This is a genomic window from Leisingera aquaemixtae, assembly GCF_001458395.1.
In the GTDB taxonomy this organism is placed as follows: domain Bacteria; phylum Pseudomonadota; class Alphaproteobacteria; order Rhodobacterales; family Rhodobacteraceae; genus Leisingera; species Leisingera aquaemixtae.
The window spans coordinates 86191-107084 of the sequence record NZ_CYSR01000010.1; the positions used below are offsets into that span (position 1 = coordinate 86191).

At 65.7% G+C, this 20894-nt stretch carries 23 protein-coding genes; 13 read left to right on the plus strand and 10 right to left on the minus strand.

What is annotated here, in order from left to right:
* Positions 1–278: 278 nt before the first annotated feature.
* Complete coding sequence (locus PHA8399_RS04150) at positions 279–1190, minus strand: LysR family transcriptional regulator (protein ID WP_058284926.1); 912 nt, start codon at positions 1188–1190, stop codon at positions 279–281.
* 283 nt (positions 1191–1473) lie between these two features.
* Between PHA8399_RS04150 and PHA8399_RS04155 the strand changes: the two genes are divergently transcribed.
* From PHA8399_RS04155 to PHA8399_RS04165, 3 genes are all read left to right on the plus strand, one after another.
* Positions 1474–1914, plus strand: a complete 441-nt coding sequence (locus PHA8399_RS04155; protein WP_058284927.1) for a DUF4399 domain-containing protein — start codon at positions 1474–1476, stop codon at positions 1912–1914.
* A 76-nt stretch (positions 1915–1990) separates the two neighbouring features.
* Positions 1991–2314 carry an NIPSNAP family protein gene (locus PHA8399_RS04160; RefSeq protein WP_058284928.1) on the plus strand — a complete coding sequence of 108 codons (324 nt, stop codon included), beginning with the start codon at positions 1991–1993 and terminating at the stop codon, positions 2312–2314.
* Positions 2315–2325: 11 nt separating this feature from the next.
* On the plus strand, positions 2326–2670 hold the full coding sequence (locus PHA8399_RS04165; protein WP_058284929.1) for an antibiotic biosynthesis monooxygenase family protein: 345 nt from the start codon (positions 2326–2328) through the stop codon (positions 2668–2670).
* A gap of 61 nt (positions 2671–2731) precedes the next feature.
* Here PHA8399_RS04165 and PHA8399_RS04170 read toward each other — a convergent pair whose 3' ends face one another.
* A complete protein-coding gene (locus PHA8399_RS04170) occupies positions 2732–3292 on the minus strand; it encodes a type 1 glutamine amidotransferase domain-containing protein (RefSeq protein WP_058284930.1) in 561 nt (186 codons plus the stop codon).
* Positions 3293–3423: 131 nt separating this feature from the next.
* Positions 3424–5451 carry an NADPH-dependent 2,4-dienoyl-CoA reductase gene (locus PHA8399_RS04175; protein WP_058284931.1) on the minus strand — a complete coding sequence of 676 codons (2028 nt, stop codon included), beginning with the start codon at positions 5449–5451 and terminating at the stop codon, positions 3424–3426.
* 138 nt (positions 5452–5589) lie between these two features.
* Here PHA8399_RS04175 and PHA8399_RS04180 point away from each other — a divergent pair, with 138 nt between their 5' ends.
* Together PHA8399_RS04180 and PHA8399_RS04185 are read left to right on the plus strand one after the other, a co-directional pair.
* Positions 5590–6072 carry an RNA pyrophosphohydrolase gene (locus PHA8399_RS04180; protein WP_058284932.1) on the plus strand — a complete coding sequence of 161 codons (483 nt, stop codon included), beginning with the start codon at positions 5590–5592 and terminating at the stop codon, positions 6070–6072.
* Positions 6073–6277: 205 nt separating this feature from the next.
* Positions 6278–6673, plus strand: a complete 396-nt coding sequence (locus tag PHA8399_RS04185; protein WP_058284933.1) for a hypothetical protein — start codon at positions 6278–6280, stop codon at positions 6671–6673.
* Between the two features lie 6 nt (positions 6674–6679).
* On the opposite strand, the gene PHA8399_RS04190 is transcribed toward PHA8399_RS04185, so the two are convergent.
* Entirely contained in the window at positions 6680–7555 is an 876-nt protein-coding gene (locus PHA8399_RS04190; protein WP_058284934.1) for an EamA family transporter, read from the minus strand.
* Between the two features lie 76 nt (positions 7556–7631).
* Here PHA8399_RS04190 and PHA8399_RS04195 point away from each other — a divergent pair, with 76 nt between their 5' ends.
* Positions 7632–8138, plus strand: coding sequence for a MarR family winged helix-turn-helix transcriptional regulator (locus PHA8399_RS04195; protein WP_058284935.1), 507 nt, complete (start codon positions 7632–7634; stop codon positions 8136–8138).
* A gap of 150 nt (positions 8139–8288) precedes the next feature.
* Here PHA8399_RS04195 and PHA8399_RS04200 read toward each other — a convergent pair whose 3' ends face one another.
* Positions 8289–9281 (minus strand): adenosine kinase, encoded by a 993-nt coding sequence (locus PHA8399_RS04200; protein ID WP_058284936.1) that lies wholly within the window; start codon positions 9279–9281, stop codon positions 8289–8291.
* Positions 9282–9408: 127 nt separating this feature from the next.
* Positions 9409–10053: an endonuclease III gene (gene nth / locus PHA8399_RS04205; RefSeq protein ID WP_058284937.1), complete on the minus strand. Its 645-nt coding sequence runs from the start codon at positions 10051–10053 to the stop codon at positions 9409–9411.
* Between the two features lie 199 nt (positions 10054–10252).
* Here nth and PHA8399_RS04210 point away from each other — a divergent pair, with 199 nt between their 5' ends.
* From PHA8399_RS04210 to PHA8399_RS04225, 4 genes are all read left to right on the plus strand, one after another.
* Complete coding sequence (locus PHA8399_RS04210) at positions 10253–11122, plus strand: methylated-DNA--[protein]-cysteine S-methyltransferase (RefSeq protein WP_058284938.1); 870 nt, start codon at positions 10253–10255, stop codon at positions 11120–11122.
* A 270-nt stretch (positions 11123–11392) separates the two neighbouring features.
* The gene (locus tag PHA8399_RS04215) at positions 11393–12082 is read left to right on the plus strand and encodes a helix-turn-helix transcriptional regulator (protein ID WP_058284939.1); all 690 of its coding nucleotides are present in this window, start codon (positions 11393–11395) and stop codon (positions 12080–12082) included.
* 137 nt (positions 12083–12219) lie between these two features.
* The gene (locus tag PHA8399_RS04220; protein WP_058284940.1) at positions 12220–12879 is read left to right on the plus strand and encodes a YiaD family glycine zipper/OmpA-like lipoprotein; all 660 of its coding nucleotides are present in this window, start codon (positions 12220–12222) and stop codon (positions 12877–12879) included.
* 179 nt (positions 12880–13058) lie between these two features.
* Positions 13059–13601, plus strand: coding sequence for an NADPH-dependent FMN reductase (locus tag PHA8399_RS04225; RefSeq protein WP_058284941.1), 543 nt, complete (start codon positions 13059–13061; stop codon positions 13599–13601).
* A gap of 101 nt (positions 13602–13702) precedes the next feature.
* On the opposite strand, the gene PHA8399_RS04230 is transcribed toward PHA8399_RS04225, so the two are convergent.
* Complete coding sequence (locus tag PHA8399_RS04230; protein ID WP_058284942.1) at positions 13703–14743, minus strand: NAD(P)/FAD-dependent oxidoreductase; 1041 nt, start codon at positions 14741–14743, stop codon at positions 13703–13705.
* Positions 14744–14801: 58 nt separating this feature from the next.
* On the opposite strand from PHA8399_RS04230, the gene mnmC2 reads away from it, so the two are divergent.
* Together mnmC2 and PHA8399_RS04240 are read left to right on the plus strand one after the other, a co-directional pair.
* Positions 14802–15470 (plus strand): tRNA (5-methylaminomethyl-2-thiouridine)(34)-methyltransferase MnmC2, encoded by a 669-nt coding sequence (mnmC2, locus tag PHA8399_RS04235; RefSeq protein WP_058284943.1) that lies wholly within the window; start codon positions 14802–14804, stop codon positions 15468–15470.
* Entirely contained in the window at positions 15467–16375 is a 909-nt protein-coding gene (locus PHA8399_RS04240; protein ID WP_058284944.1) for a DMT family transporter, read from the plus strand. Before mnmC2 ends, PHA8399_RS04240 begins: the two co-directional genes overlap by 4 nt.
* On the opposite strand, the gene PHA8399_RS04245 is transcribed toward PHA8399_RS04240, so the two are convergent.
* Positions 16349–18307, minus strand: coding sequence for a lytic transglycosylase domain-containing protein (locus PHA8399_RS04245; protein ID WP_058284945.1), 1959 nt, complete (start codon positions 18305–18307; stop codon positions 16349–16351). The two genes, PHA8399_RS04240 and PHA8399_RS04245, sit on opposite strands and share 27 nt — an antisense overlap.
* 140 nt (positions 18308–18447) lie before the next feature.
* Between PHA8399_RS04245 and dapA the strand changes: the two genes are divergently transcribed.
* Positions 18448–19320, plus strand: coding sequence for a 4-hydroxy-tetrahydrodipicolinate synthase (gene dapA, locus PHA8399_RS04250; protein ID WP_058284946.1), 873 nt, complete (start codon positions 18448–18450; stop codon positions 19318–19320).
* Between the two features lie 110 nt (positions 19321–19430).
* Here the strand turns inward: dapA and PHA8399_RS04255 are convergent, their stop codons facing one another.
* Together PHA8399_RS04255 and PHA8399_RS04260 are read right to left on the minus strand one after the other, a co-directional pair.
* On the minus strand, positions 19431–20342 hold the full coding sequence (locus PHA8399_RS04255; RefSeq protein WP_058284947.1) for a sigma-70 family RNA polymerase sigma factor: 912 nt from the start codon (positions 20340–20342) through the stop codon (positions 19431–19433).
* A complete protein-coding gene (locus tag PHA8399_RS04260) occupies positions 20339–20800 on the minus strand; it encodes a carboxymuconolactone decarboxylase family protein (protein WP_058284948.1) in 462 nt (153 codons plus the stop codon). Before PHA8399_RS04260 ends, PHA8399_RS04255 begins: the two co-directional genes overlap by 4 nt.
* Positions 20801–20894 lie beyond the last annotated feature (94 nt).

Sequence of the window (20894 nt, forward strand, 5' to 3'; positions counted from 1 at the left end):
GGCTCGGCGCAGAGCGCCGAGCCTGGCCCAACGGACGCGGGAGCATGGAACATGCTCTTGCGGCGGGCGGGAGACGCTGGGAAAAGCGCACACCCTCCGGCCGGCGACGCCATGCCTGCAGGCCCAACTGGATGAGCGCCCCGGCGCAAAAAATGGCGGCCTGCTGCGGCTATGCGGCCCCCCTCGGGGGGAAATAGAAGCGGCCGAAAAAAGCCCCCGCGCGGGCGCGGGGGCAGGTCTTCGAGGGAGGTTTTGGCCCGGTTTTCCGTCAAACCGGTTCAGGTTTTCCATTCGGACGGGTCGCGGTCGGCAAAGGCTGCGACCAGGAAGTCGATGAACGCCCGCACCTTGGGCTGGGTGAACTTGCCCGGCGGGTAGACCGCGTAGATGCCCTGGGTCTCGACCGGAAGACTGGGCATCACATCCTCGACCAGCCCTTCTTCCATGGCTGCGGCGTAGAGGTAGCTGGGCAGATAGGCGATGCCGAGGCCGGATATGGCCGCGGTCAGCAGTGACTGGCCGTCATTCACAGACAGCCAGCCGGAGGTGCGCACCTGGCGCTTTTCGCCGGAGGGCGCGGTGATCTTCCAGACATTGCCGCTGGACTGGCTGGAGTAATGCAGCAGCTTGTGATTGTTCAGCTCGTCGATCTTCTGCGGGCGGCCGAATTTCTCCAGATAGGCGGGGGAGGCGATCATCCGCTTTGTGGTTTCGGTCAGCTTGCGGGCGCGCAAAGAGCTGTCCTCCAGCTCGCCGATCCGCACCGCCATGTCGAACCCTTCGGAGATCAGCTCCACATAACGGTTGTTCAGCACCATGTTGACGGTGATGTCCGGGAAGTCGCGCAGGAAGTCGGACAGCACCGGCGACAGATGATTGACGCCGAAATCGGTGGCGACAGAAATCCGCAGAAGGCCCGAGGGCGCCGATTGCATCGAGGTGACCAGCGCATCCGCTTCGCCTGCGTCGTTCAGCACCCGGCGGGCGCGGTCGTAATAGGCCAGCCCGATTTCGGTCGGCGACACCCGGCGGGTGGTGCGGTTCAAAAGCCGCGCGCCCAGGCGGGCTTCCAGGCTGGAGACATGTTTGGAGACCGCCGACTTGGAAATCCCCATTTTGCGCGCCGCATCGGTGAAGCCGCCCTGGTCCACCACATTTGCAAAGGCCTCCATCTCGGTCAGTCGGTCCATGTTCACCCATCCTCGTTAAGCTGTGTTGCCGTCAGGTTTGCCGGGGAAATCGGGCAAGATCGGGGCGGGGGTGGGATAATTGCAGGGTTTTGCAGGGATCGTTTGCGCAGTGGAAACGGCACCTTGCAGTTCGGCGTGCCGGGCGCCTGCCAGACCTGCGGCGCCCGCCGCTTACCGGCGGCTGCCGCATTTTTGTGGATTCGTTATGGGCGGCAGGATTGCCAGGACCGGGGCAGCCGCTAGCTTTGTCTTGCTGGTTTAGCAATTTTCTGGAGGACCTGATATGAAACTGCTGATTGCGGCTGCCTTGTCTGCCTGCCTGGCGGCCCCGCTGTGGGCTGGCGGCGAAACGGTCTCGAACCCTGAGGCCAAGGTTTATTTCGCCAATGTCCAGGACGGGGACACGGTCGCGTCGCCGGTAACGCTGGTCTTTGGCCTGTCGGGGATGGGCGTGGCGCCGTCGGGGATCGAGAAGGAGAACACCGGCCACCATCACCTGCTGATCGACCGCCCGCCGCTGGGTCAGGGCGAGGATGGCGCAGATGAGCTGGCCTTTGGCCTGCCGTCGGATGACAACCACCTGCATTTCGGCGGCGGTCAGACCGAGGTGACGCTGGAGCTGTCCCCGGGCCGCCACACCCTGCAGCTGGTGCTGGGCGATGCAGGCCATGTGCCGCATGCCACGCCGATTGTTTCGGAACAGATCACCATCACGGTGGAGTGACGGTTCGGCCTGCGCCGAAGCTTCCGGCTGGTGGGGCAGGTTAGGGATGTGGTCCTGAACACCCAAAGGACATGACATGCTGACCTGCATCATCCGTTACCGCATCGACCCCGCCAAGAAGGCGCAGTTTGAAAAATACGCCCGCAACTGGGGCCAAGCGATTCCGCGCTGCGGGGCGGATCTGGTGGGGTATTACGCGCCGCATGAGGGGTCCTCGACGCTGGCCTACGGGATCTACAACGTGGAGAGCCTGGCGGAGTATGAGGCCTACCGCGCGCGGCTGGCGCAGGATCCGCTGGGGCGCGAGAACTATGAGTTTGCGCAGCGCGAGCGGTTCCTGCTGCGCGAGGACCGGACCTGGCTGACGCTGGCCTCGGCGCCGCAGGGGCGGGCCGGATAGGGGAGACGCAGATGATTGCCGTGATTTTCGAGGTGGAGACCGCCGCAGGGCAGAAAGAGGCCTATCTGGAAACCGCCGCGGAACTGCGGCCCTTGCTGGAGCAGGTGGACGGATTTCTGTCGGTGGAACGGTTTCAGAGCCTGAGCGCACCGGGCAAGCTCTTGTCGCTGTCTTTCTGGCGCGATGAAGCAGCGGTTCAGCGCTGGCGGCAGCTGGCGGAGCACCGGGCCGCACAGGCCAAGGGGCGGGCCGGGGTCTTTGCGGACTACCGGCTGCGGGTGGCGGGTGTGATCCGGGACTACGGGATGACCGCGCGGGACGCGGCGCCGCCGGACAGCCGCGCCGTTCACGGCTGAGCACGCCGGCGGCGTGGTGACAGCGCCCCGCGCCGCGGGCGCGGGGCGGGGCTGAAACCGGTCAGGCTGCGGCGCGCGGGTGCGTGCCTTCCTCAATCTCCTCGGCGATTTTCGACACAAACGCCTTCAGGTCTTCGGGCTGGCGGCTGGTCACGATGCCCTGATCCGTAACGACCTCGGTGTCTTTCCAGTTGGCGCCGGCATTGGCGATGTCGGTCTTGATCGAGTGATAGGACGTCATGTCGCGGCCCTTGGCAACACCGGCCTCCGCCAGCACCCAGGGCGCGTGGCAAACGGCGGCGATCACCTTGCCGCTGTCATGGAAGGCCTTGACCAGATTGATAACATCCTCCTCGACCCGCAGCAGATCGGGATTGATCTGTCCGCCGGGAATCACCAGCGCGTCGTATCCATCGGCCTTGGCATCAGCGATTTTCAGATCGGCCTCGGCCTCGCGGCCCCAGTCGCTGCCTTCCCAGCCCTTGGCCGGCTTGCCGTCGAGTGTGGCGACATGGACCTCGGCGCCCTTCACACGCAATTGGTCGCGCGGGAATTCCAGTTCCGACTGTTCGAACCCATGGGTGGCAATGATCAGGATTTTTGCATCTGCGATTTTGGGCATTACGGGCTCCTTTCCTGTTCTGAAATGCCAAACCGCCCTGCCGGGCGGTGCTGCAGAACAAACGCGCCCCCGCCCGGAGCTGTTCCGGACGGGGGCGCAGGGACTGGAGCGTCGCGGCGTTTGGCCGCAGGTCAGAGGCTGGCTGCCAGCCGCGTGCCCTGGTTGATGGCGCGTTTGGCGTCCAGTTCCGCAGCGACGTCGGCACCGCCGATCACATGGGCGGTGATGCCGCGCTCTGCCAGCTGATCCGCCAGCGACCGCTCGGACACCTGGCCTGCGCACAGCACGATGGTGTCGGCAGCGATCACCGTCGGGTTCTCGCGGGTCTCGCCAAAGCTTACATGCAGGCCCTCTTCGTCGATCCGCTCGTAGTTGACGCCACCGACGAACTCTACGTCCTTCATCTTGAGCGTGGCGCGGTGGATCCAGCCGGTGGTCTTGCCAAGCCGTTTGCCGTGGCGTTCGGCCTTGCGCTGCAAAAGCGTCACCTGCCGGGCGGGGGCGGCGGGCTGCGGGCCTTCGGGGGCAAGGCCAGCGCGGTGCTCTGCCGGGTCGGCCACGCCCCATTCCTTCATCCAGGCGGGCAGGTCGGTGGCGGGGCTGTGGCCCTTTTCCAGCAGGAACTCGGAGACGTCAAAGCCAATGCCGCCGGCGCCGATCACCGCGACGCGCTGACCCGCCGGTTTCTTGTGGCGCAGCACGTCAATATAGCTCAGCACATTGTCGCGGTCCTGGCCCGGGATGGCCGGATCGCGCGGCAGGACGCCGGTGGCGATCACCACTTCGTCGAAACCGGTCAGATCATCGGCCGAAACCTCGCGGCCCAGTTCCAGCGTGACGCCGGCCTCGGCCACCATCACCCGGTACCAGTCCACCAGGCCCCAGAATTCCTCCTTGCCCGGCACCTGTTTGGCCATGTTGAGCTGGCCTCCGATCTCATCGGCCTTGTCGAACAGGGTGACCTTGTGGCCGCGCTGGGCTGCTGTCAGCGCGGTGGACAGGCCCGCAGGACCAGCGCCAACGATGGCCACTGTCTTGGCCGCTGCGGCCGGTTCGATCAGCAGCTCGGTCTCGTGGCAGGCGCGCGGGTTGACTAGGCAGGAGGTCAGCTTGCCGCTGAACGTATGGTCGAGGCAGGCCTGGTTGCAGGCGATACAGGGCGCGATCTGGTCCGCCTGGCCTGCTTCGGCCTTGGCGACAAAATCCGCATCCGCCAGCATCGGCCGCGCCATCGACACCATGTCGGCGCACCCCTCCGCCAGCACTTGCTCCGCCACTTCGGGCGTGTTGATGCGGTTGGAGGTGATCACCGGGATGCCAACCTTACCCATCAGCTTCTTGGTGACCCAGGCAAAGGCCGCGCGCGGAACGCTGGTGGCGATGGTCGGAATGCGCGCCTCGTGCCAGCCGATGCCGGTGTTGAGGATGGTGGCGCCGGCCTTCTCGATTTCCTGCGCCAGTTGCACGACTTCCTCATGGGTGGAGCCGTTGGGCACCAGGTCGATCATCGACAGGCGGTAGATGATGATGAAGTCGCGGCCCACGGCCTCACGCGTGCGGCGCACGACGTCGATCGGCAGCCGCATCCGGTTCTCATAGGAACCGCCCCAGCGGTCGGTGCGCTTGTTGGTGTGGGTGACCAGGAACTGGTTCAGGAAATAGCCTTCCGAACCCATGATCTCGACGCCGTCATAGCCTGCCTCCTGCGCCAGCCGGGCGGCGTTCACGATATCGGCGATCTGTTTTTCGATGCCATCCTCGTCCAGCTCATGCGGCGGGAAGGGGGAGATCGGCGATTTCACCGGGCTGGGGGCGACGCATTTCGGGCCGTAGGCATAGCGGCCCGCGTGCAGGATCTGCATGGCGATCCTGCCGCCTGCCTCATGCACCCGGTCCGTCACGACGCGATGGTTTTCGACGTCCTTGGCCGATGTCATCATCGACGCGCCGGGCAGCACCGAGCCCTCCAGATTCGGACCGATTCCACCCGTCACCATCAGCGCGACGCCGCCGCGGGCACGGGCGGCATAGAACTCGGCCACCCGGTTCCAGTCGCCGGTCTCCTCCAGCCCGGTGTGCATGGAGCCCATCAGCACCCGGTTCTTCAGCGTGGTAAAGCCCAGATCCAGCGGGGCAAGCAGATTGGGGTACGCAGTCATCTTGAAACTCTCCCTGGCAGTTGCCTACAGGATCGGGCGCGCAGGCCGCCTTGTCACGTGCAAACGCCGCGTCATGCCCTTGCATGCCCCGGCGGCAAGCGGTCTAAGGTTCTGTAAAAGCATTTCGAGGAGAGCCGGATGACACCGGAAGACATTGCCAAGCTGCCTTACCGCCCCAACGTGGGCGTGATGCTGATCAATGCCGAGGGTGCGGTGTTCGTCGGCCAGCGCAAGGACCGGTACAAGGACGCCTGGCAGATGCCGCAGGGCGGGATCGACAAGGGCGAGGACCCGCGGATCGCGGCCCTGCGCGAGCTGGAGGAAGAAACCGGAGTGGGGCCGGAACTGGTGGAGATCATCGCAGAGAGCGATGGCTGGCTGCTTTATGACCTGCCGCATGACGTGGTGCCCGGGTTCTGGGGCGGCAAATACCGCGGCCAGGAGCAGAAGTGGTATTTGATGCGGTTCCTGGGAACAGATGACCAAGTGAACATCGAGACCGACCACCCGGAATTCTCCGCTTGGTGCTGGCAGCCGGTGGAGACCCTGGTGGAGAAGATCGTGCCCTTCAAGCGCGAGGTCTATGCGCGGGTGGTGGCAGAGTTCCGGGAGTATTTGTGAGATGCGTTTGCCGCGGTTCTTGTCCGGATGTTTCGCCCGGCCGGCACGCCGGCCAGCACCTGGCTTTCCCCCTGGAAAGGCGCTTTGCACCTCCCCAAGGTCAAGCGCTGCCCTAGGCGTATTCGCCGCAGCGGTGTTGCCGGTTATTTCTGTAACTCCCGCCGCGGCCCTCAGCTGCCTGCCTTGGGGCCCTGCGGACGCCTATGTGCAAGCCGCTGCATCAGAGCGCGCCTATAACGTCATCGCGGGCGAACTGCGGTTCGACGAAAACCTGCTGCCGCAATCGCATGCGGACAATCCCAATGACACCCCGCCGCTGACCGAAATCCCGGCACAGCTTTCCGGCAAGATGCTGGAGGGCAAGTATTTCTCAGGGCGGGTCGATGTGCCCGCGGTGCTGGAGGTGGAATGCCTTGGCCCCTGGTGCGGCGGGATGAAGTCCGGTGCGGATTATGTGTTCTTTGCGGAGCAGCGGGGGCAGGATCTGGTGATCCGGGCGGGTGCCTGCGGCGGCTTCGCCTTTGACGATACGCCAGAGGTGCGGCGGCAGGTGCTGGATTGCCACCACGGCGCAGCGTGCGAGCCGGCCATGCCGCGGTGACAGGCGTCATTCTGCCGGGGCTGAGGATCGGGCCGTGCGCAGCCGCAGCCGGGACTGGCCGAGCCACAGGCTGAACAGGGCCAGCAGCGCCCCCAGCATCTGATTGGCCGTCAGCGTCTCGCCCAGCAGCAGCCAGCCCAGGATTACCGCCGACAGCGGGCTGAGCACGCCCAGCAGCGAAACCTGCGAGGGGTCGATCCGGGCGAGGCCGCGGAACCACAGGATGTAGGTCAGCGCACCGCCGATCAGGCTCATATAGGCCAGGCCCAGGACATTTGCCGCGGTGAAGACGGGCAGCTCCTGCACCGACCAGAGCGCGGCTGGAATCAGCAGCAGCCCGCCTGCGCTCAGTTGCCAGGCGGTGAAGGTGAGGGGCGGCACCGGCGGCTGCCATTTGCGCGTCAGCACCACGCCAGCCGCCATCGACACCGCCCCGCCGAGGCCCGCCAGCACGCCCAGCGTGTCAAGCTTGGCGGCAGGGGTCAGCACCAGCAGGGCAACGCCCGCGATGCTCAGCAGGGCGGCAGCGACGGCAGCGGCGCGGATCGGCGTCTTGAGCAGCACGGCCGACAGAAACACCACGATCAGCGGCTGCACCGCGCCCAGCGTGGCGGCGACCCCTCCCGGCAGGCGGTAGGCGGACAGGAACAGAAGCACCCAGAACAGCGAGAAGTTCAGCGCGCCCAGCACCATAAGCCGCGGCAGCCAGTCCAGCGGCGGCAGCTGGCGCACCAGAAGCAACAGCAGCAAACCCGCAGGCAATGCCCGCAGCAGGGCCACTACAATGGGCGAATGGCCGGGCAGCAGAGTTGTCGTCACGATATAGCTGCTGCCCCAGATGGCAGGGGCCAGCGCCGTCAGCAAAAGGGTCCGGATGGGCATCTGTTTCTCCTTATCTTGATATCGAGATAACACATTTTATCTTGACGTCAAGATGTAAGACCCTAAACCAGTTGCCATGGATCATGTGGATTTTATTACCCAGCAATGGGGGAAAGAGCGGCCGGACTTGGATGTCACGGCCATGGGGGTGATCGGCCGGGTGGCGCGGCTGTACCTGGCCTATCAGCGCGAGATGCATAAGACCTTTGCGGAATTCGGGCTGAATGCGGCCAAGTTCGACGTGCTGGCCACCTTGCGCCGGTCTGGGGCGCCCTACACGCTGTCACCGGGCGAGCTGCTGAAGGCAACGATGGTGGCCTCCGGCACCATGACCAACCGGATCGACCGGCTGGAGGCGGACGGGCTGGTCAAGCGGGAGGTGAACCCGCAGGACAGCCGCAGTTTCCTGGTCGGTCTGACAGAGGAGGGGTTTGCCCTGATCGACCGGGCGGTGACGGCGCATGTGCAGACCCAGACCCGGCTGCTGGCAGGGCTGAACGCGGCGGAGGCGGAGGCTTTGACCACCCTTCTGAGCAAGGCTCAGGCGGCAGCCGACCAATCTGATACAAAAGCCCCCGGCTGAACCGGTGAAGCTGCGCGGGCTGGCGCCCTTGCGTCCTGCGGACGGCGGGCGGGGCGTGGCGCGGAGCGGCTTTGCCGCTCCGCGCCACGCCCAACTGGAGAGATTGCACCGTCAGGTGCGGTTTCGACGGGCGGGAGTGCCGCGACGCACTTAGACCAAACCGGCCTCTTCCAGCAGGTGCAGCACGTGGGTTTCCGGGCGCGGGCCGATGTGGCGGATCACCTCGCCGGCGCAGATGCAGCCCATCCGGGCGCAGATTTCCATGCTGCGGCCGTTGGCCATGCCGAACAGGAAACCGGCAGCAAACTGGTCGCCCGCACCGGTGGCATCCACCGGCACAATCGTCTCGACCGGCACGTCGATGCGCTCACCGTTGTTCAGCACCGTAACCCCGTCTCCGGAGCGGGTGCAGACCACCAGCGGGCAGATCGCAGCGGTCTTGGCAATTGCGTCTTCCAGGTCGCTGGTTTCGAACAGGGCGCAGATTTCGTCCTGGTTGCCGATCACGAAATCCAGCTCGTTGCCGATCAGATTGAGGAAATCGGCCCGGTGGCGTTCGACGCAGAACGGATCGGAGATCGAGATGCCAACCTTGCCGCCGCCCTCGCGGCAGTCGCGGGCGGCCTCCAGAAAGGCGGTCTTGCCCTTGTCCTTATCAAACAGGTAGCCCTCCAGGAACATGATCTGCGCGTTGCCGGCCACCTCTTGCGGCACGTCCGCCGAACTCAGCTCGGAAGAAATGCCCAGATATGTGTTCATCGAGCGTTCGCCGTCCGGCGAGACAAAGATCATCGACCGCGAGGTCGGCAGCTCGCCGTCGGCAACCGGCGGGTTCACGAAAGCCACGCCTTCATTGTTCATCGCATCGGCGTAGAATTTACCCAGCGCATCGTCGCGGACCCGGCCGATGAACGCCGCCTCCAGCCCCAGCGCGCCGGCGCCCGCGATGGTGTTGGCCACTGAGCCGCCGGGGGTCAGCACCCGGTTGCTCATCGCCGCGTAAAGATCCTCGCAGCGGTCGCGTTCGATCAGCTGCATGATGCCTTTTTCGATGCCCTGCTCGGCAAGGAAGCTGTCCTCGCACTGCGCAATCACGTCGACGACAGCGTTGCCGATACCGACGAGATGATAGGTTTTGGTCATAAACTGCCCTCCTCGGGGATGTTCGTGCCGGGTCCGGGACCGGCGTGTCTCTTTCGATAGTTGCAATGGCCGGGGCCGGCCAGGCGGCGCGCCGCCCGCGCATGGGCTGCGTCACAGCGCCCGCGCCTCAAAGGTTCTTGTCCTCATACATGCAGAGGTCGCGGATCAGGCAGCTGCCGCACAACGGTTTGCGCGCCTTGCAGTGGTAGCGGCCGTGCAGGATCAGCCAGTGATGGGCGTGCTGCTGGAAATCCACCGGGATGTTGTCTTCGATGGCGCGTTCCACCGCATCGACATCCTTGCCCGGGCAGATGCCGGAGCGGTTGCCGACCCGGAAGATATGGGTATCGACCGCCTGGGCCGGGTAACGCCACCACATGTTCAGGACCACGTTGGCGGTCTTGCGGCCGACGCCGGGCAGCGACTGCAGTGCGGCGCGGGAATTCGGGACCTCGCCGCCGTACTCCTCGACCAGGATCCGCGACAGCTTGATCACGTTCTTGGCCTTGTTGCGGTAAAGGCCGATGGTCTTGATATGCTCGATCAGGCGCTCCTCGCCCAGGTCCAGCATCTTTTGCGGGGTGTCCGCGATTTTGAACAATTCATGGGTTGCCTTGTTCACGCCGGCATCGGTTGCCTGCGCGGACAGCGCCACCGCCACCACCAGCGTGTAGGCGTTGACGTGATCCAGCTCGCCCTTGGGTTCGGGCTCCGCCGCCTGAAACCGGGTAAAGATCTCGCGGAGGGTATGATAATCGAGTTGCTTGGCCATCGCGCGCCATATGTACAGGTCAGACCTTAAAGCGCAATTTATTTTGCGCCCCGGAACCCGCTAGACGGGCGTTTCACGGCGGCACTCCGGCCAGCCTGCACAACGCGGTTGCGCCGGGCGATGGATTTCGCATGTTCCGGGTCGAATGGCGGGCCTGCGCGCGGTAACCTGGCTTGCATGACTGCCGAAGGACAGAGCGATGAATATTGAAGCACGGGAAAGCACCTATCACTACGGCGTCATGCGGCGGGCGATTGAGCTGATCGACGATGGCGGAGAGGATCTGACGCTGGAACAGCTGGCCGCCCGCATGGACATGAGCGCGGCGCACTTCCAGCGCCTGTTTTCGGCCTGGGTCGGCGTCTCGCCCAAGCGCTATCAGCAGTATCTGCGCCTGGGCCATGCCAAGGCGCTGCTGCGCGACCGGTTCACCACGCTGCAGGCCTCGCACGCGGTGGGGCTGTCCGGGTCCGGGCGGCTGCACGACCTGTTCCTGCGCTGGGAGGCGATGAGCCCGGGCGAATATGCCCGTAAGGGGGACGGGTTGCGGATATTCTGGGGCTGGTTCGACAGCCCCTTTGGTCTGGCGCTGGTGATGGGCACGGAAAAGGGCATCTGCGGGCTGGCCTTTGCCGCCGAGACCGGGGCGGAGCCCGCCATGGCCGACATGCGCGCCCGTTGGCCGCAGGCGGAATTTACCGAGGACCCCGCGGCCCTGCGCCCGCTGGCAGAGGCGGCCTTTGCCCAGAAGGGCGAGACCGCCCTGCACATGATCGGCGCGCCGTTGCAGATCAAGGTCTGGGAAGCGCTGCTGCGGATCCCCTCGGGCCATGTCTCCACCTATTCCGAACTGGCCCAGGCGATCGGCTCTCCGCGGGCGGTCCGGGCTGTCGGCACTGCAGTGGGGCGCAACCCGGTCAGCTGGCTGATCCCCTGCCACCGTGCGCTGCGCAAGTCCGGCGCGCTGGGCGGCTACCATTGGGGGCTGCCGGTCAAGCGCGCGATGCTCGCTTATGAGGCCGCCCGGGACGAGGACAACCCGGCGCAGGACGCGCGCGCCGCCGGCTGAACAGGCGCTTCAGCAGTCCGGAACGGGCGGGTTTTGCCGCCTGTTGCGCCGTGTGACGCCTGCGCGCTGCCTCAAGTTCGATTTCATGCGGGGCGAGGGGGCGGCGCTGGTGTTCCCAGCGGTCCAGGCCCAGGGTGATCAGCACGATCCAGTCATAACTCAGCATCTGTGTTCTCCTTCTTGCGGAGGCCAGAAAACAAGAGCACTGCTGACAGGCTGTTGTCAGTGGCATGTGCTAGAGTGTCAGCAGACTGTCATTGGAGCCTGCCCATGCCGCGCACCGGCCGCCTGTTTGAAATCATCCAGATCCTGCGCACCGCCACGGCCCCGGTGCGGGCGGAGGATCTTGCCGGGACGCTGGAGGTCAGCAAGCGGACGATCTACCGCGACATCGCAGCGCTGCAGGCGATGCGCACACCGGTGGAGGGCGAGGCCGGTATCGGCTACATGCTGCGCAAGGGGTACGACCTGCCGCCGCTCAATTTCGACGAGGAGGAGCTGGAGGCGCTGCATGTCGGGCTGGCGATGCTGATGCGCACAGGCGACGGTGCCCTGCAAAAGGCGGCCGCGCGGGTGAGCCACAAGATCAAGGATGTGCATGCCACCGCCGACTGGCTGCAAGTGGCCCCCTGGGGCGCGCCGCTGGACGATCCGGAGCAGGGCTGTGTCTCCAAGGCGCTGCTGCGCCAGGCGGTGCGGGAAAGCCGCAAGCTGCAACTCACCTACCTCAGCCCGGATAGCGGCGAGAGCTGCCGCACCCTGCGGCCGCTGGCGCTGATCTACCATATCGACTGCACCATGCTCGCGGCCTGGTGCGAGCTGCGCGGCGGTTTCCGCCACTTCCGCACCGACCGGATGCTGGCAGCGGACGTGCTGGAAGACGGGTTTGCGCCTGAGGCCGGGGCCTTGCGCAAACTGTGGATGGAACAGGAAGGCTGGAACTTCGCCTTTGCGCCGTAAAATGCGGTGTTAACGCGGGTTTTGCGCGGTATTTCGCCGAAACTGCAAGACCGTGTCTTGAGTAGCCGCGGCACCGGCACGATATTCGTGCGGACCGCCGGGCATCGCCCGGACCTTAGAAAGCAGAAGGCAATTTGATGATGCAGATGAAACTCACCACGGCTGGTATTGTCGCCGCAGCACTGGGCCTGAGCGCCTGTACCGATCCCGCAAACGTCGGCACGCCGGGCAGCAACACCCAGAAGGGCGCAGTCCTGGGCGGCATCATCGGCGCGGGCGTCGGTGCGATTGCCAATGATTCCGACCGCGGCCTTGGGGCTGCAACCGGGGCGCTGGTCGGTGCAGCGGCCGGAAGCGTGATCGGCAACCAGCTCGATGCGCAGGAGCGCGAGCTGCGCCAGACGCTGGCCAATGACTCGATCACCATCGTCAACACCGGCGACCGGCTGATCCTGTCCTTCCCGAACGATCTGACCTTTGCCACCGACAGCGCCGCGGTTGCGCCGGCGGTGCAGGCCGACCTGCGCCGGGTCGCCGACAGCCTTGTGCGCTACCCCAACAGCGCCATCCAGGTGATCGGCCACACCGACAGCGATGGCGATGCCGGTTACAATCAGGGCCTGTCGGAGCGCCGCGCCAACGCAGTGGCCAGCCATATCCAGGCGGGCGGCGTGCCCTATCACCGGATGCGGATCATCGGCCGCGGCGAGTCGCAGCCGGTGGCCTCCAACCTGACGCCGGAGGGCAAGGCCCGCAACCGCCGCGTCGAAGTTGTGGTCATCCCGCAGGCGGCCTGATCCGGCTGCCGGCGGCAAAATGCGCAGCCCGTCCCCCAGCGGGGCGGGCTGTTTTTGTGTCTGCGGCCGCGCCGGTTCGCGTAACGCTGCACATTGCCTGCGCGGCCATTGCTGTTTCATGCTGCGGGCCGACGCATACATGATGGGTGAAACACAGACGCGAACAGAAGGATTTCCCCATGGCTGACCCTGTACTGCTCACCATTTCCGGATCGCTGCGCCGCGAGGCCACCAACCGCAAGCTGCTGGCGGAGGCGGTCCGGGTGTTCGGACCCGCGTCGGTGGTAGAGGCGGACCTGAGCCTGCCGCTCTATGATGGCGACGCCGAGGCGGCGGACGGCATTCCCCCCGCGGTGCAAAAGCTGGCCGATCAGATCGCGGCGTCGGATGCGGTGGTGATCTCCACCCCGGAATACAACAAGGGGCCGTCCGGCGTGCTGAAGAACGCGCTTGACTGGGTGAGCCGCACCGAAGGCAATCCTTGGGCGGATAAGCCTGTTGCAGTGATGTCGGCCGCAGCCGGACGGGCCGGCGGCGAGCAGGCGCAGGCGCTGCTGCGCAGCTTCCTGGTGCCGTTCCAGCCGCGGGTGCTGTCGGGTCCAGCGGTCCATCTGGCAGGCTCCAGCAAGGAATTCGATGAAGCCGGGCGGCTGACAAGCGAGCAGTATGAGGCTACGCTGACCAAGCTTATGCAGAAGCTGCTTTCGGAACTGACCCGCTGAGGCCGGGGGCGGGCGGCGGCGTGCTCCCGCGCCCCAAGCTGCCCTGGCGGGCAGATTAGGGGCTTGGGCCTGGCGCCGCTGCGCGGCGCAGGGTGGTGGTGTCAGAGGTTGTCTTCGACCCGGAAGCCCTCGGGGATGCTGTCCCTGCCTTCGAGAAGCAGATCCGCCATCACATGGGCCGCTTTGGGGGCCATGCCGAAGCCGATCTTGAAGCCGCCGTTGGCAATATAGTGGCCGGCGCGGCCGGGCCAGGCGCCCAGCATCGGGGCGCGCGACTTGGCGCGGGGGCGCACGCCGGCCCAGCGTTCAATGACCTCCGCACCGTGCAGCACCGGCACCGCGGCGCGGGCGCGCTCGATCACGTCATCAAGCTGGGCATCTGTCGCCGTGCCGTCCTCGAAATCGCGCTCCGATGTGGAGCCGATGGCGAGAGTGCCGTCCGCATGCGGGATGATGTGCAGGCCGCCGGCATAAAGCTGCGACACCTCGCCTTCGTGGAACCTCAGCAGCGCGGCCTGGCCTTTGACGCCGCCGCCGATGGTCTTGCCGAAGGCCGCGTTCAGCTCCAAAAGGCCTGCGTAGCCCTTGGCGTGGACCACCTTGCCTTGGTCCGGAGCCTCGGCCTGGATCTCCACTCCCATCACCGCCAGGGCAGAGACCAGCGCGGCGCAGGCGCGGCGCGGGTGCATGCGGGCGCTGAGGGTGTCGTGGATGACATATCCGGTGGCGCTGGGCGGCACCCAGGGGCCAAGGCTGTCCGCCTTGCAGACGCGCCATTCGGCCTCGTCCTTCCACAGCGTGCGGGCGGAGATTTCGCGCTGGCGGGCAAGGTCCAGCGTGCGCGCGTCATTGACGGGCTGCAGGCGCCCGGTGCGGCCATAGCCGGAAGAGACGCCGCCGGTGGCCTCGACCTCTGCCCAAAAGGATTCTGCCATCAGCAGGCTTTCCAGCTGGAACTGCTTCTTGGGGTTCCAGTTCTCCGGCACATGCGGGGCAAGGGCACCAACGAGGCCGCCGCTGGAGCCTGCCCCGGCGCCGAAGGGGTCCACCACCTGCACACGCGCACCGCGCCGGGCGCAGACCCAGGCGGTAGACAGGCCGAAGATGCCCGCCCCGCGCACCGTCACATCTGCCATTGCCATTTGATATTCCTTTCGCCAGTGTCGCGCCGTTCCAGACACTCACTTAGGGGATTATAGCATGGCAGACCAGCAGGCCCGCCTCAGCTGGCGCGATGGCACCGTTCCGGTGTCGGATCAGTTCGATGATCCCTATTTCTCGATCCAGGGCGGGCTGGCGGAGACGGAGCATGTGTTTCTGGCCGGCAATGATCTGCCGGCGCGGTTTGCGCCGGGATTCCGGGTTGCCGAGCTGGGCTTTGGCACCGGTCTCAATATGCTGGCGGCCTGGCGCGCCTGGGAAGCGGCGGGGCACGAGGGGCCGCTGCGCTTCACCAGTTTCGAGGCCTTTCCGATGGTGCCCGCTGACATGGCCAAGGCGCTGGAGGCCTTTCCGGCCATTGCCCCCTGGGCGGAGCGGTTTCTGGCGGAATGGAGCGGCACGGGCCGGTGCGATCTGGGCAGCCTGCAACTGGAGGTCATTGCCGGCGACGCGCGGATGTCGCTGCCGGAGTGGACAGGGCAGGCGGATGCCTGGTTTCTGGACGGGTTCTCTCCGGCCAAGAACCCCGAGCTGTGGGGGGAGGCGGTGATGGAGGAAGTTGCCGCGCATACCGCGCCGGGCGGGACGGCTGCGACATACACCGCGGCGGGCTTCGTGCGCCGCGGGCTGGAGGCGGCAGGATTTGAAGTGACCCGCATTCCCGGCTACGGGCGCAAGCGGCATATGACAAGGGCGGTACTGCCATGAGCACGGTTCCACAGGCCAAGAGCTTGCCCCCGCCCCGGGTGCAGCAGAACAATGTGCCGCTCGGCATCCTGCTGATGATCGGCGCCACCGTCGTCTTTGCGCTGCAGGACGGTATCTCGCGACATCTGGCGGGCACTTACAACACCTATATGGTCGTCATGGTCCGCTACTGGTTCTTTGCCGCCTTTGTCGTGTTCCTTGCGGCACGGGCTAAAGGCGGGATCAAGGAGGCTGCCCGTACCGATCAATTATGGCTGCAGATCTTCCGCGGTGTGCTGCTGGTCGGGGAAATCTGCGTGGCGGTTTACGGTTTCACCGTGCTGGGCCTCATCGAAAGCCAGGCGGTGTTCATCTGCTACCCGCTGCTGGTGGCGGCCCTCAGCGGCCCGGTGCTGGGCGAAAGCGTGGGCTGGCGGCGCTGGGCGGCGATCGGTGTCGGCCTCGTTGGCGTGCTGATCATCCTGCAGCCGGGCATGGGCGTGTTCAATCCGGCGGCGGTGATCCCCTTCATCTCAGCGCTGATGTTTGCGGTCTACGGACTGCTCACCCGCTATGCCGCGCGCCGGGACAGCACCGCAACCAGCTTCTTCTGGACCGGGGTCGCCGGCATGGTCTTCATGACCGCCATCGGCATCTGGTTCTGGGAGCCGATGAGCCAGGGCGACTGGTTCTGGATGGCGCTTTTGTGCGTTTCCGGCGTCACGGGCCACTGGCTGCTGATCAAATGCTACGAGATGGCCGAGGCCAGCGCCGTGCAGCCCTTTGCCTATTTCCACCTGGTCTGGGCGGCGATGCTGGGCGTGGCGGTGTTTGGCGAGGTGATCCGCACCAATGTTGCCATCGGTGCGGGGGTCATCATCGCGGCGGGGCTGTTCACCCTATGGCGCGAACGCATGAAGGGTTGAGCCGCTCAGCTCCTGCGAGAACGGGACCGGCAGCGGGGCCTTGCCCAGCCGGGCACGGTAGACCGGCAGGCTTTCGGTGACCCGCATCACGTAGTTGCGGGTCTCGTTGAAGGGGATGTGCTCGATCCAGTCGACGATGTCCGGGCTGCCGCCGCGCGGGTCGCCATAGCGCTCCATCCAGGTCGTGGGGCGGTGCGGCCCGGCATTATAGCCCGCTGCCATCATCACCACGTTGCCGCGGAACTTGCCCGCCAGCCCGGCCAGGTAATTGGCTCCCAGCTTGGCGTTGTAATCCCACTCCGCCGTCAGGCGGGAGGTGTTATGGCCCGCCAGGATGCCCAGCTCGGTCGCCACCAGTTTGGCGGTGGCCGGCATCACCTGCATCAGCCCGCGCGCGCCGGCGTGGCTGATCACTGCCGGGTCGAATTCGCTTTCGCGCCGGGCAATGGCCAGGGTCATTTCCTCAGCCATCGGCAGTTGCCGCTTGGCAACCGGATGCAGCGGATAATAGGCGCCCTCCAGCTCCACCCCGCCGCGGGCGGCGCGTTTGGAGATCATGACCGCCAGATGCGGCTGGTTCAGTTCCACCGCCATCTGCCCCAGCTGGCGCGCCTGCACCGGCGGCAGGTCCTCGACCAGATGGGTGAGGAAACGCTCGGCCAGTGCCAGATCGCCCGCTTTCAGCAGCATCAGGCCGGCCTCCGCAACGGAGGACTGCATGAAATCCGCCGTCCGCCAGTCCGGCAGCTCCGCGGGTTTCACCAAGGCAGGGTCAAAGGGGCGGCCCAGTTTTTCCGCCGCCAGCAGCCCATAGAACGACGTCTGATATTCCGCCCCCTTGGCATAGGCCTCATGCGCCTTGTCGGCTTCGCCCATCGCCGCATAGGCGCGGCCCAGCCAATAACCGCCGCGGCCGATCGAGATCGGGGTTGCCACCGAGTCCAGGAAACGCTGGAAGTGTACGGCGGCCAGTTCCGGGTCGCGCAGCTTCTGCAGGGCGATGTAACCCGCCAGCCATTCGCAATCGGAGTATCCATAGCCGTCCGCGGGGGTGGAAAAGTGATAGGCGGCCAGCTGATAGGCGCGCTCATGATCGCCGTCGCGCATCAGTTGCCGGGCCAGATCACGGCGGCGGCGCAGCCATTTTCCGGGTTCGCCCAGGTTTTCGGCGCTGGTGCTGCGGTCCATCATCATGGCGATGGCGCCGTCCTGCAGCCGCTTGCGGTCACGCCAGGCAAAACGGTCATAGGCGAGGCCTGCGGCTCCTTTCAGCCGGTCCGGAACCGCCTCAATCTTTGCGTCCACGCCGGGCGCGCGCTCGTGCAAGGCAATGCGCGCCTCAGCCAGCTTGCGCTCGTCCTCGGGCACCAGCGGCAGCATCCGTTTGGCGCTGACCAGATGATCCTCCCACAGCAGCCGGTCCAGTCTGGCAGTGTGATGCGGCTTCAGCAGCTTGGCGAAATCGCGCAGGTAAAGATCCTGGATAGCGCTGCCCATTGCCATGGTGCGCCAGGCCAGCACGATCTCCGCCTCGCCATCGCCCTGCTGTCCGCGGTCAATCAGCGCCTTGCCCAGGCTCAGCGCGCCTTCGGCGGTTTGGGGCCGCTCGTTTGCATAAAACACCAGGATGGTCTCGCGGCCGGTTGCGGCAATCACATCCTCGTTTTCGCGCCGCAGATAGTCCAGTCCCGGCCAGTCGGGGCGGCGCTGCAGAAACGCCATCACATCGCCCGCCGACCCCAGCCCGGCCCGCAGCCGGTGCCATTCGATAATGTCGCGGGCAGCGCTTTGCTGCGCCCCGGCCTCACGCGCGGCCTGATCCCATTTTTGCGCCCGCATGAGCTCCAGCGCGGTGCCCAGATCGCGCGCCTGCGCCGGTGCCCCAGGCAGGGCCGCGGATATCAGCAGAATAAGGGCCAGGATGCGTGTCATCTCTTGCATTTTCCAGCAGTCCGGGGATAGAGGCTTGAACGTTACTCATTGGCGTGCCGGTATCAACTCAAATCACTGGCATTCCGTATCTTGACGGCGGCGGATTGCCGCCTGCACCTGCAGCAAAAGGGAGCGTGCCCATGTTCAAAGGCTCTATGCCAGCACTCGTCACCCCGTTTTCGAACGGCGAGCTGGATCTGGATGCGCTCAAACGCTTGGTGGAATGGCAGATTGCCGAAGGCTCCAGCGCCCTGGTGCCGGTCGGCACGACCGGCGAAAGCCCGACGCTGACCCACGAAGAGCATGAAACCGTCATCGCCGAAGTGGTCAAGGCTGCGGCAGGCCGGGTGCCGGTGATTGCAGGTGCTGGCTCCAACAACACCGTTGAGATGATTCGATTCGTCGAGTTTGCCGAGAAGGTCGGCGCCGATGCCGCCCTGGTTGTGACGCCCTATTACAACAAGCCGACTCAGCGCGGCATGGTGCAGCATTTCACGGCAGCGCATGACTGCGCCGGCATCCCAATCATCATTTACAACATTCCCGGCCGCTCGGTTGTCGACATGACGCCTGCAACCATGGGTGAGCTGGCCAAGCTGCCGCGCATCGTGGGTGTGAAGGACGCCACCGGCGATCTGGCCCGCGTCAGCCAGCAGCGCGCGTCCTGCGGTGCGGACTTCATCCAGCTGTCCGGCGAAGATGCCACTGCGCTGGGCTTTAACGCCCACGGCGGCGTCGGCTGCATCTCGGTGACCGCCAACGTGGCGCCGAAGCTCTGCGCCGAGTTCCAGGCGGCAACCCTGGCGGGCGATTTTGCCAAGGCGCTGGAGTATCAGGACAAGCTGATGCCGCTGCATGAAGCGATCTTCATCGAGCCGGGCCTGGCAGGCGCAAAATACGGTCTCAGCAAGCTGGGCATGTGCAGCGAAGAAGTGCGCTCGCCGCTGACCACGCTGGAAGACAGCACCAAGGCGGCCATTGATGCTGCCATGGCCCACGCGGGCCTGCTCTGACCCCGGATCCAGTCAGGCAATGCCGGGCGGCCTCCTCACGGAGCGCCGCCCATTCTCAATCCAGGCCCCCTGTTCACCTGGCTGAAAATATCCCGGGGTGAATTGCCCCGTCAGGGGCAAGAGGGGCCGGCCCCTTCTGACTGCATCAGCGGCTCCGCCAGATGCCGCATCTTGTCCGGGTTGCGGGTCACGTAGATACGGGCAATCCGCCCGTTCCAGACTTCCAGCGCGATGGCCTGAAGGATGCCGTCCGGTTCACGGCTCAAAATGGCGGGCAGGCCGTTCAGCTGGCACAGCCGCCAGTGCTCCGGCAGACCGCGCCCGGCCTTGCGGGCCAGCCCCTCGCACAGCCGCAGCACGCGCTCAAGCCCGTAAATCGGGTTCAGCGTGGCCATTGCCTTGCCGCCGCCATCGGAGATCAGCTGAACCTCCTGCGCCAGTATCTGCGTCAGAGCCGCGGTGTCGCCCGTTCTGGACGCGCGGAAAAACGCCTCGGCCAGATCCCGCCCCTGATCGGGATTTGCCGGCGCCTGCGGGCGCAGCCGCTGCACCTTGCGCCGGGCGCGTGCGGCCAGCTGGCGGCAGGCTGCGGAAGACCGGTTCAGCGCGGCGGAAACATCGTCATACGAGCTGTCGAAGATGTCGTGCAGCAGAAAGGCTGCGCGCTCCAGCGGCGACAGGGTCTCCAGCGCCAGCAGCAGCGCAACGGAGACGTCATGGTCCAGATGCTCAGCCGGGTCGTCGGTCAGCAAGGGTTCGGGCAGCCATTCGCCGGGATAGGTTTCCCGCCTGGCGCGGGCCGATTTCAGCTGGTCCAGGCACAGCCTTGTGGTGATCCGCATCAGATACCCGGTCGCGTCTTGCACCTGTGCCTGCGGTGCCGCCTGCCAGCGCAGATAGGCGTCCTGCAGGATGTCTTCGGCGTCGCTGACGGTGCCCAGCATCCGGTAGGCGGCCGCAAACAATCGCGGCCGCGCGGTCAGGAACGCATTGGTTCCGTCCTTTTCTTGCTGAGCTGTCACGCGGCATTGGCCTCCTGCGCGGCAGGATGCGGGGTGCGGAAACCGATTGCAATCCGGTTCCAGGCGTTGATGGCACTGATCAGCAGTGTCAGCAGCACCTGCTCGCGCGGGGAAAACAGCTGCGCAACGTTCTCGTAAATTGCATCCGGTGCGCCGCTGGCCTCCACCCGGGTCAGCGCCTCGGTCCAGGCCAGGGCGGCCCGCTCGCGGTCCGAATACAGCGAGGACTCGCGCCAGGCGTTCAGCAGCTGCATCCGGTCCTCGCTTTCGCCATGGGCGCGCAGGTCGCGGCTGTGCATGTGGATGCAGAAGGCGCAGCCGTTGATTTGCGAGGCGCGCAGTTTCACCAGTTCCACCAGGCTGTGCTCAAGGGTGCTGTCCTTGAACAGCTTTTCCTGCTCCAGCATCGGCTGAAACAGGTCAGGCGCGGCGGCGAAATGGTCAAGGCGTTGGGTCATCAATCTGTTCCTTTCTGATGGCTTCAGGAACAGGACGAGGCAGCCGGGCGGTTTGTGACATGCCGTCAGGAAAATGCTGAAAAAAAATCCGGGG

What these genes read in the sequence shown, in the direction of transcription:
- PHA8399_RS04150 (WP_058284926.1), bottom strand. Translation starts at nt 1,190, where the DNA reads ATGGACCGACTGACCGAGATGGAGGCCTTTGCAAATGTGGTGGACCAG.
- PHA8399_RS04155 (WP_058284927.1), top strand. Translation starts at nt 1,474, where the DNA reads ATGAAACTGCTGATTGCGGCTGCCTTGTCTGCCTGCCTGGCGGCCCCG.
- PHA8399_RS04160 (WP_058284928.1), top strand. Translation starts at nt 1,991, where the DNA reads ATGCTGACCTGCATCATCCGTTACCGCATCGACCCCGCCAAGAAGGCG.
- PHA8399_RS04165 (WP_058284929.1), top strand. Translation starts at nt 2,326, where the DNA reads ATGATTGCCGTGATTTTCGAGGTGGAGACCGCCGCAGGGCAGAAAGAG.
- PHA8399_RS04170 (WP_058284930.1), bottom strand. Translation starts at nt 3,292, where the DNA reads ATGCCCAAAATCGCAGATGCAAAAATCCTGATCATTGCCACCCATGGG.
- PHA8399_RS04175 (WP_058284931.1), bottom strand. Translation starts at nt 5,451, where the DNA reads ATGACTGCGTACCCCAATCTGCTTGCCCCGCTGGATCTGGGCTTTACC.
- PHA8399_RS04180 (WP_058284932.1), top strand. Translation starts at nt 5,590, where the DNA reads ATGACACCGGAAGACATTGCCAAGCTGCCTTACCGCCCCAACGTGGGC.
- PHA8399_RS04190 (WP_058284934.1), bottom strand. Translation starts at nt 7,555, where the DNA reads ATGCCCATCCGGACCCTTTTGCTGACGGCGCTGGCCCCTGCCATCTGG.
- PHA8399_RS04195 (WP_058284935.1), top strand. Translation starts at nt 7,632, where the DNA reads ATGGATCATGTGGATTTTATTACCCAGCAATGGGGGAAAGAGCGGCCG.
- PHA8399_RS04200 (WP_058284936.1), bottom strand. Translation starts at nt 9,281, where the DNA reads ATGACCAAAACCTATCATCTCGTCGGTATCGGCAACGCTGTCGTCGAC.
- nth (WP_058284937.1), bottom strand. Translation starts at nt 10,053, where the DNA reads ATGGCCAAGCAACTCGATTATCATACCCTCCGCGAGATCTTTACCCGG.
- PHA8399_RS04210 (WP_058284938.1), top strand. Translation starts at nt 10,253, where the DNA reads ATGAATATTGAAGCACGGGAAAGCACCTATCACTACGGCGTCATGCGG.
- PHA8399_RS04215 (WP_058284939.1), top strand. Translation starts at nt 11,393, where the DNA reads ATGCCGCGCACCGGCCGCCTGTTTGAAATCATCCAGATCCTGCGCACC.
- PHA8399_RS04220 (WP_058284940.1), top strand. Translation starts at nt 12,220, where the DNA reads ATGATGCAGATGAAACTCACCACGGCTGGTATTGTCGCCGCAGCACTG.
- PHA8399_RS04225 (WP_058284941.1), top strand. Translation starts at nt 13,059, where the DNA reads ATGGCTGACCCTGTACTGCTCACCATTTCCGGATCGCTGCGCCGCGAG.
- PHA8399_RS04230 (WP_058284942.1), bottom strand. Translation starts at nt 14,743, where the DNA reads ATGGCAATGGCAGATGTGACGGTGCGCGGGGCGGGCATCTTCGGCCTG.
- mnmC2 (WP_058284943.1), top strand. Translation starts at nt 14,802, where the DNA reads ATGGCAGACCAGCAGGCCCGCCTCAGCTGGCGCGATGGCACCGTTCCG.
- PHA8399_RS04240 (WP_058284944.1), top strand. Translation starts at nt 15,467, where the DNA reads ATGAGCACGGTTCCACAGGCCAAGAGCTTGCCCCCGCCCCGGGTGCAG.
- PHA8399_RS04245 (WP_058284945.1), bottom strand. Translation starts at nt 18,307, where the DNA reads ATGACACGCATCCTGGCCCTTATTCTGCTGATATCCGCGGCCCTGCCT.
- dapA (WP_058284946.1), top strand. Translation starts at nt 18,448, where the DNA reads ATGTTCAAAGGCTCTATGCCAGCACTCGTCACCCCGTTTTCGAACGGC.
- PHA8399_RS04260 (WP_058284948.1), bottom strand. Translation starts at nt 20,800, where the DNA reads ATGACCCAACGCCTTGACCATTTCGCCGCCGCGCCTGACCTGTTTCAG.